We start from the raw sequence: 19,332 nt of genomic DNA on the forward strand, positions 1-19,332 counted from the left end.
CCGAAGCGCAGCGGCGGGGCGGCGGTGGCGGTGGCGGCGCGGGCGGGGGTGCCCGGGAGGAGGGCGGCGGCGCTCGCCGCGAGCGCGCACCACAGGGCGGTGCGTCGTGCAGCCGGGGTCATGTGTCTCGCAATCAGCTCAGGCAGATCCCGTCGGATCATCAGATGACAATGAAAACGATTATCGATATCGTCTAGGCGGTCAAGACGGGTGCCCCTGCCGCCAAGGGCGCGGCCCGGCCTGCCCGGAACCTCAACCGCACGGCGACGAAGGAGAGTTGTGGCTCATCTGCTGATGGTGGAGAGCTGGGTCGGATCGATGAGCAGGCTGCTGCCACGGGCGATCCGCGAGAGCGGGCACGCGTTCACCTTCCTCACCCGCGACCTGCACCACTACCTGCGCTCCGCACCCGAGGGCACCGCCCACCCGCTGCTCGCCGCGCGCCACGTGCTGACCGCCGACACCAACGACACCGCCACCCTGCTGCCGGCGGTCGAGCGGCTGCACACCGCTCTCGGTTTCGACGGGGTCATCACCTCCTGCGACTACTACCTGCCGGTGGCGGCGCGCCTCGCGGACCGGCTGGGGCTTCCCGGCCCGTCGGCCGAAGCGGTGGGGAACGCCTGCCGCAAGGACGCGACCCGGCGCGTCCTCGACGCCGCCGGAGTGCCCGGACCGCGGTTCGCGGTGCGCTCCGCGTGGGCCGAGGTGGCCGAGGCGGCCCGGGAGATCGGCTATCCGCTGGTCGTGAAGCCCGTGGACCTGTGCGCCGGGATGTACGTACGGCGCGTCGACGACGAGGCCGCGCTGCGGGACGCGTGGCGCGCGCTCGACGGCTTCCCGGTCAACGCCAGGGGCCAGCGCCGCTCCCCCGCCGTGCTGCTCGAGGAGCTGCTCGACGGCCCGGAGGTCAGCGTCGAAACCGTGTCGTACGGCGGCACCACCGAGGTGATCGGGGTGACCGACAAGAGCGTCGGCGGGGCGCCCGCGTTCATCGAGACCGGCCACATGTTCCCCGCCGCGCTCGCACCCGCCGACGCCGCGGCCGCGCGCGAGACCGCGCTGCTCGCCCTGAAGGCGCTCGGCCTGGACAGCGTCGTCGCGCACACCGAGATCAAGCTGACCGCCGCCGGGCCGCGCGTGGTGGAGGTCAACCCGCGCCCCGCGGGCAACCGCATCACCGAACTGATCCGCCATGTCACCGGGGTCGACCTGGCCACCGCCTGCGTGGACGTCGCCCTCGGCCACCGGCCCGACCTGCGGGGCTGGGACACCGGGCTGCGCAGCGCCGCCATCGGATTCCTGGTGCCGGACACCGCGGGCACCCTGGCCTCGGTCGACGGCGGCGACGCGGTGCGGGAAGCGCCGGACGTGCTGGAGGTCCAGCTCGCCGAGCCCGGCAGGACCGTCAAGGCGGCCGGGAGCAACAACGAATACCTCGGCCACGTCATGGCGGGCGACCCCGAAGGGCCCGGGGCCCGTGCCCGGGTCGAAGCGCTGCTGTCCGGACTGCGCCCGCGGGTGGTGGCCCGGTGACCGCGCCTCCGCCCTCGGCGCCGCCGTGTTCGTCGCCGCCACCGTGTTTCTCGTACGAGGAGCTGGCCGACCGGGTACTGGACGGCGCCTTCGGGCCCGATCCGCGCACCCAGCGCATCGCCGTGGCCTTCACCACCCGCCAGGCCGTACGCCACGACGGCCGCAGCGGCGGCTATCGCAACGAGGTGCTCAGCCTGCGGCTGGGCGAGGCCGTCGGCTCGTGCGCGGTCGAGCCGGGCGCGCTGCCCGACGAGGCGATCGACACGTGCGTCGGCGCGGACGTGGCCCGGCTGCTGCGCCACGAGCTGACGCCGGTCCGCATCGCCGCCCTCGACGCCTATCTCCTGCGGATGCTGCCGCACACCTCCGCGTCCGGTGCGCGCCCGCAGCCGCTGGCCGCCGGTACCTCGCTGGAGAAGTCCCGCGCCCGAGCCGAGTCCGTCGCCGGGCTGCTCGGCCCGGAGCCGGGCCGGACCGTCCTGGTCGTCGGTGTCGTCAACTCCCTTCTGGAAGCGCTTCGTTCGCGCGGCCTGGACTATGTGGCGTGCGACCTCAAGGGCGGTACGACGGAATGGGGCGAGCCGGTCGTCACCGACGCGCTCGCCCACCTGGACCGCTGCGACGCCGTGCTCGCCTCCGGCATGACGCTCGGCAACGGCACCTTCGAGCCGCTGCGGGAGCACGCGCTGCGCCACGGGAAGCAGCTGGTGATGTTCGCGCAGACCGGCAGCGCGATCCTGCCGCGCTTCCTGGGCGCCGGGGTCACCGCGGTGTGCGCCGAGCCCTACCCGTTCTTCTGGCTGGACGGCGGCCCCGGGCTGATCCACTGCTACGGAGGCCACTACGGGGGTCCAGCATGACCACGGCCGTCCATCACCCCACCGCCGACAGCGACCTCCTCGCGCTGCTCGGCCGCACGCCGCTCGCCCGCGTCACCACCGATCTGCCCTGCCCCCACCCCGGTTTCTGGGCCAAGCTCGAAGGGCTCGGCGCCGGTGGCATGAAGGCCCGCGCCGCGGTGTCCATGCTGCTCGGCGCCCGGGAGCGCGGTGAACTGCGGCCCGGTGCGCCGGTGGTGGAGTCCACCTCCGGCACCCTGGGGATCGGACTGGCCTTCGCGGGCCAGGCGCTCGGCCATCCCATCGTGCTGGTCTGCGACACCGAGCTGGAACCGTCGATGCGGCGGTTGCTGCGCACCTACGGCGCCCAGCTGGAACTGGTCGACCGCCCGGCGGCCGAGGGCGGCTGGCAGGCCGCCCGCCTCGCCCGGCTGCGCGCGCTGCTGGCCCTGCTGCCGGACGCCTACTGGCCCGACCAGTACAACAACCCCGACAACACGGCCGGTTACGCCTCCCTCGCCCACGAACTGACCGCCGAGCTCGACCACCTCGACATCCTGGTGTGCAGCGTCGGCACCGGCGGCCACAGCGCGGGCATCGTCCACCCGCTGCGCGGGCACTGGCCAGGGCTGCGGCTCATCGGCGTCGACGCCACCGGCTCGACCATCTTCGGCCAGCCCGCCCGGCCCCGGCTCATGCGGGGTCTGGGCAGCAGCATCCATCCGCGCAACGTGGCCTACGGCGCCTTCGACGAGGTCCACTGGGTCGGCCCTGCCGAAGCGGCGGACTCCTGCCGCCGACTGGCCCGGGGCAGCTTCGTCAGCGGCGGCTGGAGCACCGGCGCGGTCGGGCTCGTCGCCGCCTGGGCCGCCCGTGTCCACCCCGGCGCCGTCGTCGCCACCGTGTTCCCCGACGGGCCGCACCGCTACCTCGGCACCGTCTACGACGACGACTTCACCACCGCCCACGGCGTCGACCTCACCGCCGCCGCCACCCGTCCCGTGCAGATCGCCCACCCGCACGCCGCCGAGGCCACCGGCTGGGTCCGCTGCACCACCGTCACCGACCCGCTGACCGGCGGGATCCCGATCCGGGAAGAGAGCCCGTGAACGTCAGCCAACGCACCGTAACCCTCCACCTCGCCGAGCCGCTGCGGATATCCCGCTCCACCATGGCCGCGCGCGACGCCGTGTGGCTGCGGATCGAGCACGCGGGACAGCGCGGCCACGGGGAGGCCGTCAGCAGCGCGTACTACGGCCTGGACACCGCCACCCTCAAGCGGCTGCTGCACGAAGCGGCCCTGGAGCTGGGCCGGTTCGCCGACCCGGAGAGCGCGCTGCGGGCCCTGTGGGAGGAGGAACCGGGCCGTCGGCCCGCCGCGGTGACGGCGGCCGTCGAATCCGCGCTCCTCGACCTGTGCGGCAAGCGCGCGGGCCGTCCCGTGCACCGGCTCGTCGGCGCGACCGCGGAGCCGTTCGCCGCCACCGCCCGCACCCTCGGTATCGTCCCGGCCGGGCGCGCCGCGGCGCAGGCCCGTTGCCTGGCCGACAGCGGGTTCTCCGTCATCAAGGTCAAGGCCGGTGCCCCGGACGCCGAGGACGACATGGCGCGGATACGGGCCGTACGGACCGCCGCACCCCACGCCCGGCTGCTGCTCGACCCCAACGGCGCCTGGAGCGTGGCCCGGGCGCGTGAACTGCTCCCCCTATGCGCCGAGTTGGGCGTCGAGGCCGTCGAGCAGCCCATCGCTCCGGGCGACCCCGAGGCGCTGGCCCGCCTCGCCGAACACTCCCCGCTCCCCGTCATCGCCGACGAGGACGCGGTGTCCCTCGAGGACGTCCACCGTCTCGCGGGGCGCGTGCAGGGAGTCAACGTCAAGCTCGCCAAGTGCGGTGGTGTCCGCGCGGCGCTGCGGATCGCCTCGCTCATCGAGGGCAGTGGCACCGCGCTGATGCTCGGCTGCCTGACCGCCAGCACCCTCGGCATCGCGCCCGCCGTCCACCTCGCGGGCCACGCCCGCTGGGCCGACCTGGACGGACACCTGCTGCTCGCCCACGACCCGTGGACCGGCATCGGCGGCACCGACGGTGTGGTGCGGGCCAGTGGCCGCCCCGGGCTCGGCGTACGGCCGCTCGCCACCGCCACCGGAGCCTGCGCAGAGGAAGAGGAGGGCCACCGTGAAGACGTGGCGTGAACTGCGCGGATTCCCGCTCGCGATCCGGCTGCTCCTGGTCAACCAGCTCGGCGTCAACACCGGCTTCTATCTGCTCATCCCCTATCTCGCCACCCACCTCGGCGAGGATCTGGGCATGTCGGCGGCGGTCGTCGGCATCGTCCTCGGGGTGCGCAACCTCAGCCAGCAGGGCCTGTTCCTGATCGGCGGATCGGCGGCGGACCGGCTGGGCGCGCGGGGCGTCATCATCGCCGGGTGCGCCGTACGCACCCTCGGATTCGCGCTGTTCGCGCTCGGCGACGGGCTGCCGGTGCTGCTGGCCGCGTCCGTGCTCAGCGGCCTCGCGGGGGCCCTGTTCAACCCGGCCGTGCGGGCGTATCTCGCCCGCGAGGCGGGCGGGCGCAGGGCGGAGGCGTTCGCCCTGTTCAACGTGTTCGCCACCACCGGCGCCCTCATCGGGCCGCTGCTCGGCAGCGCGCTGCTGCTCGTGGACTTCCGGGCCTCGGCGCTCACCGCCGCCGCCATCTTCGCGGTGCTGACCGTCGCCCAGGCGCTGGTGCTGCCCGCCCGGGAGGTCGAGCCGTCGGCCGGCGGTGTCCTCGCGGACTGGCGGGAAGTGGTGGGCAACCGCGCGTTCCTGGCCTTCGCCCTGGCCATGGTCGGCATGTTCACCCTGGAGAACCAGCTGTATCTGCTGCTGCCCGCCGGGGCGCGCCGGGCCACCGGCTGGGACGGCGCGGCCGGGCTCGTGTTCCTCGTCGGCACGCTCGCCAACCTGGCGCTGCAACTGCGCGTCACCCGCGCCCTGAAGCGGCGCGGAAGCCGGGCGCGGTGGATCGGCGCGGGCCTCGCCCTCATGGGGCTGGCCTTCGTCCCGCCCCTGCTGGTGGCGGGCGCCTCGCCCGGCGGGCGGGGCACGGCGGTGCTGTACGCGCTGCCGGTGCTGGCCGGTGCGCTGCTGCTGTATCTCGGGATCATGGCGGCCCAGCCGTTCGTGATGGAGCTGATCCCGCGCTTCGGACGGCCGGAGCTGACCGGCACCTACTTCGGGGTGTTCTACGTGGTGTCCGGCATCGCCGCGGCCGTCGGCAACACGGCCGTCGGCTGGGCCATGGACACCGGGGAGCGCGGGGGCGCCGCGTGGCTGCCCTGGGCCTGCTGCGCGGGCTTCGGCCTCGCCTCGGCGGGCGGTGTCGCGTGGCTGCACCGCTCCGGTGCGCTGCCCGCCCGGACCGAAGCCGTGGTGGCGGCGGCGTGAGCGGGGACAGCAGAAGATCCGGCAATCTGCTCACCGACAGCCCGGAGTTGTACGAGGCCCGGTTCCCGGACCCCGAGCGGCTGGCCGGACGCTGGGCGGAGGACACCTTGCGGCGGTACGGCGCGGGGCGGCGCGTCCTGGACATCGGCTGCGGCACCGGGCGCGACGCCGCGTATCTGCACCGCGCGGGACGGGCGGTCACCGGAGCCGACCTCTCCCCTGCGATGCTCGGCTACGCCCGCGAGCGGCATCCCGGGCCGGAGTACCGCCGGGCCGACCTGCGCGGCTTCGCGCTCGGCACGTTCGACGCCGTCGTCTGTCTGGACAGCGCCCTGCTGTACTGCCACGGCAACGACGACCTCGACGGCTTCCTCGGCTCCTGCCGCCGCGCCCTGACGCCCGGTGGCCTCCTCGTGGCGGAGATGCGCAACGGCGCGTACTTCCTGGGCCGCACCGACCTCCTGGACACCCCGTCCGTCGACACGTTCACGTGGCGGGGAACCGGCTACCGGTCCACCACCACGCTGCGCGTCGACCGGACCGCGCAACTGCTGCGCCGCACCCGGGTGTGGACCGCCGACGACGGATCGCCGCCGGTCGAGCAGCGCTCCGCGTGGCGGCTGCTCCTGCCCCAGGAACTGCGCCACTTCCTGGCCGCCCACGGCTTCACCGTCCTCGCGCTCCACGACGGACCGGGGCCGCGCACCGAACCGCCGTGGCGGGACGGCGACGCCCCCGGCGTCAGGGCCGACGCCGACCGGCTGCACCTCATCGCCCGGCTGGACACGCCTGAGGGCGTGTCCGCACACCACCAGCCAAGGACACCGCATGCATGACGATCCCGCCCACCGCCTCGGCCACCCGGACCTGCGCCGCCGTGGCTTTCTCGCCGCCTCGGGCGCGGCCTCGCTCGGCGCGCTCGCCCTCACCGGATGTGGCGGCTCCCCCTCCGGCAGCGACGGACCGGGCGGTGGCCCGCCGCGCCGCGGCGGGCGGCTGCGCGCCGCGTTCGCCGGTGGCGGGGCGAGCGAGAGCCTCGATCCGCATCTGGGCAGCCTCTTCGCCGACGCCGCCCGCGCCAAGGCGCTCTACGACAAGCTCGCCGACTACGACGCGGACCTCGTGGCCCGGCCGCGCCTGGCCTCGGCGTGGGAGCCGAACGCGGGCCTGGACCGCTGGAAGGTCACCCTCAGGGACGCCGCCTTCCACGACGGAAAGCCGGTGACCGCGGACGATGTCCTCTTCAGCTACCGCCGCATCGCCGACCCGGAGAAGACCTTCCGCGCCAAGGCGTCCCTGGAACCCATCGACCTGAAGGCCAGCCGGGCGCTGGACCGGCGGACCGTGGAGTTCGTCCTCAAGCGCCCGACCGCCGAATTCCCCAATGTGCTCGCCGCGTTCGGCGCGTACATCGTCCCCGAGGGTGCCGGGGACTTCGATGGGAAGCCGGTCGGCAGCGGCCCCTTCCGCCTGGTCTCGTTCTCCCCCGGCCGCTCCACCGTCCTGCGGCGCAACGACGACTACTGGGACGGCTCCCCCTACCTCGACCAGCTGGAGTTCATCGTCGCCAACGACGAGTCCGCGCGCGTCAACTCCCTCCTCGGCGGCCAGGTGGAATACGCCCACGAGCTGAGCCCCACCACGGCGCGCGCCCACGAGAAGGCGGGCCAGATCGAGATCGTCCGGCTGCCGGGCAGCGCCATGCAGGCGTTCGCCATGAAGACCGACCGACCGCCCTTCGACGACAAGCGGGTCCGTGAGGCGTTCTTCCTGATCGCCGACCGGAAGGAGCTGCTCAACGGCGCCCTGTCCGGGGCGGGCGAGATCGGCAACGACCTCTTCGGCAAGGGCTACGCGTACTACGCCGACGGCCTGCCGCAGCGCGAACAGGACCTCGGACGCGCACGCAAGCTGCTGAAGCAGGCGGGCGCGGAAGACCTCCGGGTCACCCTCGACACCTCGGCCGTCGCCGCCGGGTTCACCGAGGCCGCCGGGATCTTCCGCGACCAGGCCGCCAAGGCCGGGGTCACCATCACGGTCCGCAACGGCAGCAAGGAGTCCTACTGGAACGACATCCTCGACTCCGGCACCCTGTGCAGCTACCGCTCCGGCGCCATGCCCATCGAATCCCACTTCTCCCAGCGGCTGCTCACCGGCTCCACCACCAACGCCACCAAGTGGCAGCACAAGGACTTCGACGCCCTCTACCAGCAGGCCCAGTCCACCCGGGACGACCGGGATCGCGCCGCGGTGTACGAGCGCATGCAGCGCCGCCTGTACGCCGAAGGGGGCTTCCTGGTCTGGGGGTTCGCCGACTGGATCATCGGCACGGCCCGCACCGTGGGCGGCGTGGACCGCCGGGCACCGGCCAACACCCTGGACTGGGCCCGGTTCGACAAGGTCTGGCTGCGGTGACGGGTCTGCGCTCCTGGCTCGCCCGGCGGCTGCTGCTCGGCGCGGCGCAGACCGTGGCCGTGGTGCTGCTGGTGTTCGCGCTCACCGAGGCGCTGCCGGGCGACGCCGCCGTGGCCCTGGCCGGGGACCAGCCCGACCCGGCACGGATCGCCGCCATCCGGGACGCCATGGACCTGGACCGGCCCGCGGCCGTACGCCTGCTGGACTGGGCGACCGGGCTGCTCCACGGCGACCTGGGCACCTCGCTGGTCTCCGGCCGCCCCGTCGGCTCGTACGTCAGCGACGGATTCGGCCCGACGCTGCTGCTCGCCGGGCTCACGCTGCTGCTCCTGGTGCCGCTGGGGGTCGGTCTCGGGGTGCTCGCGGCCCGCTACGCGGGGCGCCGTACGGACCGGGTCATCAGCTCGGTGGCGCTCGGTGTCTACGCCGTCCCCGAATTCGCCCTCGGCACGCTCCTGGTGACCGCCTTCGCGCTGCGGCTGGGCTGGTTTCCGGCGACCGCCGTCGGCTACGGCACCGAGCTGCTCGCCCACCCCGCCACCCTGGTGCTCCCCGTGCTCGTGCTGCTGTCCCGGCCGGTGTGTTCGCTGACCCGTCTGGTGCGCGCCGGAATGATCGACGCGCTGGCCTCGCCGTACGTCGCGCAGGCCCGCCGGTACGGCGTGTCCGGTGTCCGGGTGCGCTACGCGCACGCCCTGCCGAACGCGGTCGCCCCGGCCGCCCAGCACCTCGCCCGCACCGTGGACTGGCTGCTGTGCGGCGTCATCGTCGTGGAGGGCCTCTTCGTGATCCCGGGGCTGGGAACCGTCCTGCTGAACGCGGTCGCCGAACGCGACATGCCCGTCGTCCAGGGGCTCGCCGTGGTGTTCGGGCTCATCACCGTCGTGCTGAACACCGGTGCCGATCTGGTGGCCCACCGGTTCGCTCCCCGGGCGGAGGTCACGGCGTGAGTGTCCCCCTCGGCAGGCGGCCGGGGCGTTATGTCCTCGCCGCCGTGCTCGCCGGTGTCCCGCTCGCCCTGGCCCTGTTGGGGCCGTACGTCGCGGGCGAGGCCGGGCCGCGCGCCGTGTCCTTCACGCTCGGCGGCGGCCACTGGCTGGGCACCGACTTCACCGGCCGCGACGTGTGGCGGCAGATCCTCCTCGGCGGACGTCCGGTGGTCCTGGTCGCGCTCGCCGCGACGGCCCTCACCTATCTGATCGCCCTGCCGCTCGGGCTCCTCGCCGCGCTGACCCATCGGCGGCGGCTGGAGGACCTGCTCATGCGCCCCCTCGATGTGCTGCTCGCCGTGCCGTCGCTGCTGCTGCTCCTGCTGGTGGCCACCGTCGCCGCTCCCGGTCCCGCGGGGCTCGCCCTGCTGGTGGCGCTCGTCAACATCCCGGACGCCGCCCGGATCGTACGCGCCGCCGCGGCCGAGGCCGCCTCGCGCCCCGCGGTGGAGGCGCTGCGCATGCAGGGCGAGAGCGGGTGGCGGATCGGGGTCGGCTACGTCGGCCGGTCCACCGTGCGCACTCTCGCCACCGACGCCGGGATCCGGCTCACCGGGGTGCTCTATCTGGTGGCCACGGCCGCGTTCCTGGGCGTCGGTGTCGCACCGGACGCCGCGGACTGGGCCGTCATGGTGGACCGCAACCGCACCGGGCTGTTCGTCCAGCCCTGGGCGGTCGTGGTGCCCGCGCTGCTGATCGTCGCCCTGACCACGGGAAGCAACCTGCTGTGCGACGCCGTGCTGGAGCGCCGTAGTCAACCGGACAAGGGGGAACGGACATGAGCGCGGTCGCGGAGATCGAGGACTTGCGCATCGAGATCGGCGGCCGGGCCATCGTCGACGGGGTGAGCCTGCGGGCACTGCCCGGGAAGGTCACCGCGCTGGTGGGCTCGTCCGGCAGCGGCAAGACCACCACGGGCCTCGCGCTGCTCGGCGAGTACCCGGCGGGGGCGAGGGTCACCGGCCGGGTCCGGGTGGCCGACGGTCCGGCCGGATACGTGCCCCAGCACCCGGCCGCCGTCCTCAACCCGGCCCGCCGGGTCGGCGCGCTGCTCGGCGACATCGCACGCGGCCAGGTGCGGAACCTACCGCGCTCCGAGCGCCGGGCCGCCGCGCGCGAACGCGTCCTCAGCGCCATGGCGCTCGCCCAACTCCCGGACGGTGAGCAGGTGTTGCGCCGCTATCCGCATCAGCTCTCGGGCGGCCAGCAGCAACGTGTCGTGCTCGCGCAGGCGCTGCTCCTGGGGGCCCGGGTGGTGGTCGCGGACGAACCGACCACCGGGCAGGACCCGGTGACGAAGCAGCGCGTCGTCGAGCGGCTGTCCGCGGTCGCCGCACAGGGCATCGCCGTGGTGCTGCTCAGCCACGACCTCGACGTGGTGCGGACCCTCGCCGACGAGGTCGTGGTGATGCGCGACGGCCGGGTGGTGGAGGCGGGACCCGCCGAGCGGGTGTGGCACGCGCCCGCCCACTCCTGGACCCGCCAACTCCTCGCGGCACACGGGCCCGCGCCGAAGGCCACGGGGCCCGTGCCGCCCGGCGACACCGTCCTGCGGGTGCGCGGCCTGACCGCACGCCACGGGGCCACCCCCGTGCTCCGCACCGGCGACCTCACCGTCCGCAGCGGCACCTGCCTCGCCGTCCTCGGCCCCTCGGGCAGCGGCAAGACCACCCTCGGCCGCTGTCTGGCCGGACTCCACCGGGACCACGACGGACAGGTGCTGCTCGACGGGACGCCCCTGCCGCGCAGTCTGCGCTCGCGCACCCGGGCGCAGATCGCCGCCGTCCAGTACGTCTTCCAGGATGCGCGGGCCGCCTTCGACGAACACCGGCCGGTGCTGGACCAGGTGGCGCGCACGGCGGTACGGCTGAGGGGCGCCACCCCGGCCGCGGCGCGGGCCGAGGCGCGGACGACCCTGGAGGGTCTCGGGCTGGTGGACGAGCTGGCGCACCGGCTCCCCGGGCAGTTGTCCGGGGGTGAACTCCAGCGTGCGGCGCTGGCCCGCGCCCTGCTCGCCCGGCCCCGGGTGCTGGTGTGCGACGAGATCACCTCGGGCCTGGACACCGTCACCCGGCGCGGCCTCCTCGATCTGCTCACCACGCTGCTGCGCGACCGCGACGACCTGGCGCTGATCCTCATCACCCACGACGCGGCCACCGCGGCGCTCGCCTCGCGGACCGTCGTGGTGGAGGCGGGTGAGACGACCGAGGCAGCCAGGCACTAGCTTTTGGTTATCATTTTCATCTAGCTGCTACGGTGGCACCCGCATATCCCCCGAACCGACGACGAACACGACCAGAGAGGACCCATGTCCGCCCACTGCCAACTCACCGGACGCCGACCCGGCTTCGGCAACCACGTCTCCCACTCCCACCGCCGCACCAAGCGCCGGTTCGACCCCAACATCCAGCGCAAGCGCTACTGGCTGCCCAGCGAGGGGCGCCACGTCCGGCTCACGCTCAGCGCCAGGGCCGTGAAGACCGTCGACAGCATCGGCATCGAAGCGGCCGTGGCCCGCATCCGCGCCCGGGGAGGGAAGGTCTGATGGCGAAGAAGAGCAAGATCGTCAAGAATGAGCGGCGGCGCGCGATCGTCGCCCGTTACGCCAAGCGCCGCGCCCAGCTGAAGGCGCTCATCGCCGCTCCCCACACCCCGGAGGAGGAACGCCTCGCCGCCGAGCGGGAGCTGCGCCGCCAGCCGCGTGACGCCAGCGCCACGCGCGTACGCAACCGGGACTCCATCGACGGCCGCCCCCGGGGCCATCTGCGCGCCTTCGGGCTGTCCCGCATCCGGCTGCGCGAGATGGCGCACGCGGGCGAGCTTCCCGGGGTGACCAAGAGCAGCTGGTGACCCGTGGCTTACGAGGGCCACCGACACACGCCGCCACCCCCGGCCGGGCCGGGGGTGGCGGCGTGTGTGCGGGGCGCGGGTCAGCCCGCNCGCGGGTCAGCCCGCTCCGGCCGCGGCCTCGGGCTGGACCTGCGGGGCGGGGCTGGAGCGTCCCGCCGTGCGGGTGGCGGCGGAAACGGCCGCCATCACCACGACGTTGAGGACCAGCGCGATGACGCCCACGTTCAGATCCTTGATGCTCTGCGGAAGGCCCGGCATCAGGCTGCCGACCGTGACACCGGAGAGGGTGACGACGGCGACCGTGACCACGCCGACGACGATGCCCGCGGCCGCCCCCTGCTTGGTGACCAGTTGCCGCTTGGCCAGGCTCGCGAGCAGGGCGGGGAAGAGCTGGGTCACCAGGGCGTAGCCCATGAGCAGCAGGGACACGATCGAACTGCCGCCGTTGAAGGTGAAGTAGAGGGACACCAGCGCGAGCGCGGGGACCAGCCACTGCGCCAGGCGGGTCACCTGCTGGTCGCTGCTCTGTGGGCGGGCGAGGCGGTAGACGTTCTTCGCCAGGCAGGTCGCGGAGGTCATGAGGAGCAGCGATCCGGGGACCAGCGCGGTGAGCAGTCCCGCGCCGCCGACGATGCCCACGAACCACGACGGGAACGTGGCAGTCGTGATGCGCAGCAGCGAGAGGTCCGCGTCGGCGCCCTTGAGGCCGGGCACGACGAGGATGGCCGTGAAGCCGACGAAGAACACGAACAGCAGGATGAGCTGGTAGAGCGGCATGAAGATGGCGTTGCGGCGGAAGACACGTTCGTTCTGCGCGCTGTAGGAGGCGCTGAAGGTGTGTGGCCACATGTAGAAGCCGAGTGCCGAGAGCAGCACGGTGGAGGCGAACCACGAGGTGCTCATCCCGCTGGAGGGCAGCGTGAGGAAGCCCGCCTGGCTCTTGTCGACCGCCTGGAACATGTTCTCGAAGCCGCCGAAGTAGTGGATCGGCAGGTAGATGCCGAGGATCAGGACGACCGCGAGGATGGTGACGTCCTTCATGACGGCGGTCCACGCGGAACCGTGAATGCCCGAGATGGTGACGTAGACGGTCAGGGCGATGGTGCCGATCACGATGGCCCAGTGGGAGGGGATCTTGCCGTCGGAGGAGACCGACACGATGATCCCGAGTCCCTTCAGCTGGAGGACGAGGTACGGCACCATCGCGATGACACCGACGAGCGCCACGAGCGCACCGAGCAGCGGGCTCTCGAACTTGGCGACGAAGAAGTCGGACTGCGAGATGAGCCGGTGCTGTTTGGCGTAGCGCCACACGGCCGGGAGCAGCCAGTAGGACAGCACATAGGCGAGTGAGGCGTAACAGAGGATGTAGTACGCCGGGGCGCCCTTGCCGTAGGCCCAGCCGGAGGCGCCGAGGAAGGTGAAGGTCGTGTAGATCTCACCGGCCAGCAGCAGGAAGACGAAGATCGTGCCGAAGCCTCGGCCGCCGACCGACCACTGTTCGAGGTCCATGTCCCTGCCGCGGCGGGCGCGCAGCCCCAGCAGCAGCGAGGCGGCGAGGAAGAGGCCGATGACGGCGAGGGCGATCACGAGGTCTCCTCTTCACGGTTGGCGGGGTCGAGCCGGTAGATGACGGCCATGGTCACCGAGATCAGGACGACCCACAGGACCAGCCAGAAGAGGATGAACGGCATACCGAGGACGTAGGGCGTCACCCGGTTCACGAAGAAGATCCCCCCGAGGATCCCGAGAAACGGGATCGCGCCGAGCAGATGGATGGGTTTCACGTCAAGAACCTCCTGGGGCGGGCCGCACTCCACAGACGGGGCGGGGCTCCTCTGGGGATGACACGAGCGTGGGACGGTCCCGCCGGGGTGATGCCACCGGGGGACGGCTCGGCCCTGGAGGAGGGGGCGGTCACCTCTCCCCGATCCAGGCCATTCCACTTCGCGGAAAACTTTTTTCAACTGGGAGATGTATAGGTCGGCCGCGACCCCATGTCAACGCTTCGCACGCTGCGGGCTGATCAAACCTTTTACTGAAGCGGACCCATCGCTACCGGGGGGTTGACTCCGACGCACCCCAGGGGTTGTTATTCCGCTAAGCAAAAATCACTATCCGCATCGTGGAAGTTCACGGAAGTGGCGGATGAAGCAACCCGGCGTTCCAGAGGCGCCCCGAGCGTGCGAGGTCAGCCCATGCCCACACCGAGTCCCGGATGCGCCCTCACCCTGCGTGCCGAGGCCCCCGCCGACGCCGCCTCCACCCGGCGGCTGGCCGCGGCGGTGGGCGACGCCGGGGGCGTGCTCACCGCACTCGACGTCGTCGAGACCGGCACCGACCGCATCGTGGTCGACCTGACCTGCGACGCCGTCGACAGCGGCCACATCCAGGTCATCGCCGAAGCGGTGGCGGCGCTGGACGGGGTGGGTGTGCGCACGGTCGGCGACGCCACGTTCCTCATGCACACCGGGGGCAAACTGGAGGTCGTCCCCCGGGTCGAGCTGCGCCACCGCGACGACCTCTCCCGCGCCTACACCCCCGGGGTCGCCCGCGTGTGCCGGGCCATCGCCACCGACCCGGACGAGGCCCGGCGCCTCACCGTGAAGCGCAACACGGTCGCGGTCGTGACCGACGGATCGGCCGTGCTCGGCCTGGGCAACCTGGGCCCCGCGGCCGCCCTGCCCGTCATGGAGGGCAAGGCCGCCCTGTTCAAGCGGTTCGCCGACGTGGACGCGTGGCCGGTGTGCCTGGACACCCAGGACACCGACGAGATCGTCCGGGCCGTCGAGCTGATCGCCCCGGTGTACGGAGGTGTCAACCTCGAGGACATCGCCGCACCGCGCTGCTTCGAGATCGAACGGCGGCTGCGCGAGAAGCTGGACATCCCGGTCTTCCACGACGACCAGCACGGCACGGCCGTCGTCGTCCTCGCCGCCCTCACCAACGCCCTGCGCGTGGTCGGCAAGAAACTCCCCGATACGACGATCGTGGTGAGCGGTGTGGGCGCCGCGGGGACCGCCATCATCCGGCTGCTGGCCGCCGAGGCCGCGGGCGACATCGTGGCCTGCGACCGCGCCGGTGTCATCCACCGCGACCGGGCCGGGCTGGACGACTCCCGCCGCCGCCTCGCGGAGCACACCAACGCCGGAAACCGCTCCGGCAACGTGGCGGACGCCCTGCGCGGCGCGGACGTCTTCATCGGCGTGTCCGCACCCGACATCCTGAACGGAGAGGACGTGGCCGCGATGGCGGACGACGCGATCGTCTTCGCCCTGGCCAACCCCGACCCCGAGGTCGATCCGGTCCGGGCGCGGCGCCACGCCACCGTCGTCGCCACCGGCCGCAGCGACCACCCCAACCAGATCAACAACGTGCTGGCCTTCCCCGGCATATTCCGCGGACTCCTCGACGCGGACGCCCGGGAGATCTCCGACGCGATGCTCATCGCCGCGGCCCGCGCCATCGCCGACGCGGTGGCGGCCGGGGATCTGCACGCCGGACACATCGTTCCCAGCGTCTTCGACCCGGACGTCGCGCCCGCGGTCGCCGCGGCGGTCCGGGACGCGAGCCGCACCCGAACCTGACAAGAACGCCTGGCAAGAGCACCTGACAAGAGCACCTACGTCCTGGGATGTGAGAAATGAGCGCCCACCGTCTCCCCTACACGGTCAACCTGTCGATCCTCTTCACCGAGCTGCCGCTGCTGGAGCGCCCGGCCGCAGCGAAGGCCGCCGGGTTCGACGCGGTCGAGTTCTGGTGGCCCCACGCGGTCGCTGTGCCGGAGGACAAGGACGTCGACGCCTTCGTCCGCGCGGTGCGGGACGCCGGGGTCCAGCTGACCGGGCTGAACTTCTTCGCCGGGGACATGCCGGGCGGCGACCGCGGCCTGGTGTCCTGGCCCGCCCGCAGCGCGGAGTTCCGCGACAACATCGACGTGACCGTCGGGATCGGCGAACAGCTGGGCTGCCGCGCGTTCAACGCCCTGTACGGCAACCGCGTCGACGGGGCCGACCCGGCGGAGCAGGACGCCCTCGCCACCGAGAACCTGGCGCTCGCGGCCGAGGCGGCGCGGCGCATCGGCGGCACGGTGCTGGTGGAGCCGGTCAGCGGCGCCCCCGCGTACCCGCTGCTCACCGCGGCGGACGCGCTCGGCGCCATCGACCGGGTGGAGCGCGCGTCCGGCGCCCGCAATGTGCGCTTCCTCGCCGACCTCTACCACCTGGCCGTGAACGGCGACGACGTGGCCGGTGTGATCGCCGCCCACGCGGACCGCATCGGCCATGTGCAGATCGCGGACGCGCCCGGCAGGGGCGCGCCGGGCACCGGCGGGCTGGACCTCGACGGGCAGCTCACCGCGATCGAGGCGGCGGGCTACGACGGCTGGGTGGGCCTGGAGTACAAGGCCCAGGGCCCGAGCGCCGACAGCTTCGACTGGCTCCCGCGCGAACGGCGCGGCAGCACCGCCCACGCCTGACCGAGCCCTCACAGCAACCACACGGAGGAAACCATGACCGCCACTCCACGGAAGATCGCCTTCATCGGCCTGGGCATCATGGGCGGCCCGATGGCCGCCAACCTGGTCAAGGCCGGGCACACCGTCACCGGCTACAACCGCAGCCGCCCCGCCGTCGACAAGCTCACGGCGGCCGGTGGCCACGCCGCGGACAGCATCGCGCAGGCGGTGCGCGACGCCGAGGTCGTCATCACCATGGTCCCGGCCGACCCGCAGGTGAAGGAGGTCGTCCTCGGCGAGGGCGGCGTCCTGGAACACGCCGCGCCGGGCACCCTGCTGATCGACATGAGCAGCATCACCCCGCAGACCTCCCTGGAGGTCGAGGCCGCCGCGCGGGACAAGGGCATCCGCACGCTGGACGCCCCGGTCTCCGGCGGCGAGGCCGGGGCGATCGAGGCCGTCCTGTCCATCATGGTCGGCGGCGAGACGGACGACTTCGCCGAGGCGAAGCCGGTGTTCGAGGCGCTGGGCACCACCATCGTGCACGTCGGCCCGCACGGCGCCGGGCAGACGGTCAAGGCCGCCAACCAGCTGATGGTCGCCGTCCATCTCCAGGCCCTGGCCGAGTCCGTGGTGTTCCTGGAGAACGCCGGGGTGGACCTGGGGGCCGCGCTGGAGGTGCTCGGCGGCGGCCTGGCCGGGTCGACCGTGCTGGCCCGCAAGCGGGACGCCGTACTGAGCCGTTCGTTCCAGCCCGGTTTCCGCATCGACCTGCACCACAAGGACATGGGCATCGTCACCGACGCCGCCCGGGCGGTCGGCGCTCCGCTGCCCGTCGGCTCCGTCGTCGCCCAGCTGGTCGCCTCCGCCCGCGCCTGCGGCGACGGCGACCTGGACCACTCCGCACTGCTGCGCGGCGTCGAGCGCCTGGCCGGCCGCGACATCCACTGAACCCCCGGAACCACAGGAGACACCCCATGGCGCGTATGACAGCGGCTCAGGCGGCGGTGGAGATCCTGAAGCGTGAGGGCACCACTCACGTCTTCGGTCTCCCCGGCGCGGCGATCAACCCCTTCTACGCCGCGATGCGCAGCAACGGCGGCCTCACCCACGTCCTGGCCCGGCATGTCGAGGGCGCCTCGCACATGGCCGAGGGCTACACCCGGGCCGAGGCCGGGAACATCGGGGTCTGTGTGGGCACCAGTGGCCCCGCGGGCACCGACATGATCACCGGTCTGTACTCGGCGAGCGCCGATTCGATCCCGATCCTGTGCATCACCGGCCAGGCGGCGGTGGCCAAGCTGCACAAGGAGGACTTCCAGGCGGTCGACATCGCCTCGATCGCGGCGCCGCTGACCAAGATGGCCATGACCGTGCTGGAGCCCGCTCAGGTGCCGGGCGCGTTCCAGCAGGCGTTCCACCTGATGCGGTCCGGCCGCCCCGGACCGGTTCTGATCGACCTGCCCATCGACGTCCAGATGGCCGAGATCGAGTTCGACCCGGACACCTATGAGCCGCTGCCGGTCCACAAGCCCACCGCGACCCGGGCGCAGATCGACAAGGCGATGGGCCTGCTCCAGTCCGCCCGGCGGCCGCTGCTGGTCGCCGGTGGCGGCATCATCAACGCCGACGCGGCCGATCTGCTGGTGGAGTTCGCCGAGCTGACCGGGGTGCCGGTGGTGCCCACCCTGATGGGCTGGGGCACCATCCCCGACGACCACCCGCTGATGGCGGGCATGGTCGGCCTCCAGACCTCCCACCGCTACGGCAACGCCACCCTGCTGGAGTCGGACTTCGTCCTCGGCATCGGCAACCGCTGGGCCAACCGCCACACCGGCGGCGTCGACACCTACACGCAGGGCCGTACGTTCGTCCACGTCGACATCGAACCCACCCAGATCGGCCGGGTGTTCGCGCCCGACTACGGCATCGTCTCCGACGCCCGGGCCGCCCTGGAGCTGTTCGTCGAGGCCGCCAGGGATCTCACGGCGGCCGGCCACCTCCAGGACCGCGGCGACTGGGCCGACAGCTGCCGCCGGCGCAAGGGCTCGATGCTGCGCAGGACCCACTTCGACCAGGTACCGGTCAAACCGCAGCGGGTCTACGAGGAGATGAACCGGGCGTTCGGACCGGACACCCGCTACGTCTCCACGATCGGCCTCTCCCAGATCCAGGCCGCCCAGATGCTGCACGTCTACCGCCCCCGGCACTGGATCAACGCCGGTCAGGCCGGGCCGCTGGGCTGGACCGTCCCGGCCGCGCTGGGCGTGGCGACCGCCCACCCGGACGCCTCCGTCGTCGCCCTCTCCGGCGACTACGACTTCCAGTTCATGATCGAAGAACTCGCCGTCGGGGCCCAGTTCCAGATCCCGTATCTCCATGTCGTCGTCAACAACGCCTATCTGGGGCTGATCCGCCAGGCCCAGCGCGGTTTCGACATGGACTTCTGCGTCCAGCTCTCCTTCGACAACGTCAACGCCCCCGAGGTCGGCGGCTACGGGGTCGACCACGTCAAGGTCGCCGAGGGGCTCGGCTGCAAGGCCATCCGGGTCTTCGAACCCGACCGCATCGCCCCCGCGCTGGAAGAGGCCAGGAAGCTGATGGCCGAACACCGGGTCCCGGTCGTCGTCGAGATCATCCTGGAGCGCGTCACCAACGTGTCCATGGGCACCGAACTCGACAACGTCAACGAGTTCGAGGAGCTCGCCACCAGCCCCGAACACGCCCCCACGGCGGTCCGCACCGCCATCGGCTGACCCCGGGCGGCACCGCACGGCAACAACCCCACAGCTCCTCCCGGCGGCGTGATCCACGCG

General features: G+C 72.8%; 18 protein-coding genes. 16 read left to right on the forward strand and 2 right to left on the reverse strand.

What is annotated here, in order from left to right; all coding sequences use genetic code 11:
• Positions 1–279: 279 nt before the first annotated feature.
• The 12 genes from EEJ42_RS27795 (at position 280) to rpsN (ending at position 12,060) form a co-directional block, all read left to right on the forward strand.
• Positions 280–1,536, forward strand: a complete 1,257-nt coding sequence (locus tag EEJ42_RS27795; RefSeq protein ID WP_123104114.1) for an ATP-grasp domain-containing protein — start codon at positions 280–282, stop codon at positions 1,534–1,536.
• On the forward strand, positions 1,533–2,396 hold the full coding sequence (locus EEJ42_RS27800) for a Rossmann-like domain-containing protein (RefSeq protein ID WP_123104116.1): 864 nt from the start codon (positions 1,533–1,535) through the stop codon (positions 2,394–2,396). The genes EEJ42_RS27795 and EEJ42_RS27800 overlap by 4 nt, the downstream gene beginning before the upstream one ends.
• A complete protein-coding gene (locus tag EEJ42_RS27805; RefSeq protein ID WP_123104118.1) occupies positions 2,393–3,484 on the forward strand; it encodes a PLP-dependent cysteine synthase family protein in 1,092 nt (363 codons plus the stop codon). The genes EEJ42_RS27800 and EEJ42_RS27805 overlap by 4 nt, the downstream gene beginning before the upstream one ends.
• The gene (locus EEJ42_RS27810; RefSeq protein WP_123104120.1) at positions 3,481–4,569 is read left to right on the forward strand and encodes a dipeptide epimerase; all 1,089 of its coding nucleotides are present in this window, start codon (positions 3,481–3,483) and stop codon (positions 4,567–4,569) included. The genes EEJ42_RS27805 and EEJ42_RS27810 overlap by 4 nt, the downstream gene beginning before the upstream one ends.
• Entirely contained in the window at positions 4,553–5,806 is a 1,254-nt protein-coding gene (locus EEJ42_RS27815; RefSeq protein ID WP_123104122.1) for an MFS transporter, read from the forward strand. Before EEJ42_RS27810 ends, EEJ42_RS27815 begins: the two co-directional genes overlap by 17 nt.
• Positions 5,803–6,642 (forward strand): class I SAM-dependent methyltransferase, encoded by an 840-nt coding sequence (locus EEJ42_RS27820; RefSeq protein ID WP_123104124.1) that lies wholly within the window; start codon positions 5,803–5,805, stop codon positions 6,640–6,642. The genes EEJ42_RS27815 and EEJ42_RS27820 overlap by 4 nt, the downstream gene beginning before the upstream one ends.
• Positions 6,635–8,221: an ABC transporter substrate-binding protein gene (locus EEJ42_RS27825; RefSeq protein WP_123104126.1), complete on the forward strand. Its 1,587-nt coding sequence runs from the start codon at positions 6,635–6,637 to the stop codon at positions 8,219–8,221. Before EEJ42_RS27820 ends, EEJ42_RS27825 begins: the two co-directional genes overlap by 8 nt.
• The gene (locus EEJ42_RS27830) at positions 8,218–9,171 is read left to right on the forward strand and encodes an ABC transporter permease (protein ID WP_123104128.1); all 954 of its coding nucleotides are present in this window, start codon (positions 8,218–8,220) and stop codon (positions 9,169–9,171) included. The genes EEJ42_RS27825 and EEJ42_RS27830 overlap by 4 nt, the downstream gene beginning before the upstream one ends.
• Positions 9,168–9,992 carry an ABC transporter permease subunit gene (locus EEJ42_RS27835; protein ID WP_123104130.1) on the forward strand — a complete coding sequence of 275 codons (825 nt, stop codon included), beginning with the start codon at positions 9,168–9,170 and terminating at the stop codon, positions 9,990–9,992. Before EEJ42_RS27830 ends, EEJ42_RS27835 begins: the two co-directional genes overlap by 4 nt.
• Positions 9,989–11,434 (forward strand): ABC transporter ATP-binding protein, encoded by a 1,446-nt coding sequence (locus tag EEJ42_RS27840; protein ID WP_123104132.1) that lies wholly within the window; start codon positions 9,989–9,991, stop codon positions 11,432–11,434. The genes EEJ42_RS27835 and EEJ42_RS27840 overlap by 4 nt, the downstream gene beginning before the upstream one ends.
• 84 nt (positions 11,435–11,518) lie before the next feature.
• Positions 11,519–11,755, forward strand: a complete 237-nt coding sequence (rpmB, locus tag EEJ42_RS27845) for a 50S ribosomal protein L28 (protein WP_123104134.1) — start codon at positions 11,519–11,521, stop codon at positions 11,753–11,755.
• Positions 11,755–12,060, forward strand: coding sequence for a 30S ribosomal protein S14 (gene rpsN / locus EEJ42_RS27850; protein ID WP_123104136.1), 306 nt, complete (start codon positions 11,755–11,757; stop codon positions 12,058–12,060). The genes rpmB and rpsN overlap by 1 nt, the downstream gene beginning before the upstream one ends.
• A gap of 96 nt (positions 12,061–12,156) precedes the next feature.
• Here rpsN and EEJ42_RS27855 read toward each other — a convergent pair whose 3' ends face one another.
• Positions 12,157–13,650 (reverse strand): sodium:solute symporter family protein, encoded by a 1,494-nt coding sequence (locus EEJ42_RS27855; protein WP_123104138.1) that lies wholly within the window; start codon positions 13,648–13,650, stop codon positions 12,157–12,159.
• The gene (locus EEJ42_RS27860) at positions 13,647–13,847 is read right to left on the reverse strand and encodes a DUF3311 domain-containing protein (protein ID WP_123104140.1); all 201 of its coding nucleotides are present in this window, start codon (positions 13,845–13,847) and stop codon (positions 13,647–13,649) included. Before EEJ42_RS27860 ends, EEJ42_RS27855 begins: the two co-directional genes overlap by 4 nt.
• Positions 13,848–14,258: 411 nt before the next feature.
• Here EEJ42_RS27860 and EEJ42_RS27865 point away from each other — a divergent pair, with 411 nt between their 5' ends.
• The 4 genes from EEJ42_RS27865 to gcl are packed head-to-tail and all read left to right on the forward strand — an operon-like array spanning position 14,259 to position 19,272.
• On the forward strand, positions 14,259–15,647 hold the full coding sequence (locus EEJ42_RS27865) for an NAD-dependent malic enzyme (protein ID WP_123104142.1): 1,389 nt from the start codon (positions 14,259–14,261) through the stop codon (positions 15,645–15,647).
• Positions 15,648–15,703: 56 nt separating this feature from the next.
• Positions 15,704–16,537, forward strand: coding sequence for a hydroxypyruvate isomerase family protein (locus tag EEJ42_RS27870; RefSeq protein WP_123104144.1), 834 nt, complete (start codon positions 15,704–15,706; stop codon positions 16,535–16,537).
• 33 nt (positions 16,538–16,570) lie between these two features.
• The gene (locus EEJ42_RS27875; protein ID WP_123104146.1) at positions 16,571–17,467 is read left to right on the forward strand and encodes a 2-hydroxy-3-oxopropionate reductase; all 897 of its coding nucleotides are present in this window, start codon (positions 16,571–16,573) and stop codon (positions 17,465–17,467) included.
• Between the two features lie 26 nt (positions 17,468–17,493).
• Positions 17,494–19,272 carry a glyoxylate carboligase gene (gene gcl / locus EEJ42_RS27880; RefSeq protein WP_123104148.1) on the forward strand — a complete coding sequence of 593 codons (1,779 nt, stop codon included), beginning with the start codon at positions 17,494–17,496 and terminating at the stop codon, positions 19,270–19,272.
• Positions 19,273–19,332 lie beyond the last annotated feature (60 nt).

Source organism: Streptomyces botrytidirepellens, from assembly GCF_003721215.1.
Classification (GTDB): domain Bacteria; phylum Actinomycetota; class Actinomycetes; order Streptomycetales; family Streptomycetaceae; genus Streptomyces; species Streptomyces himastatinicus.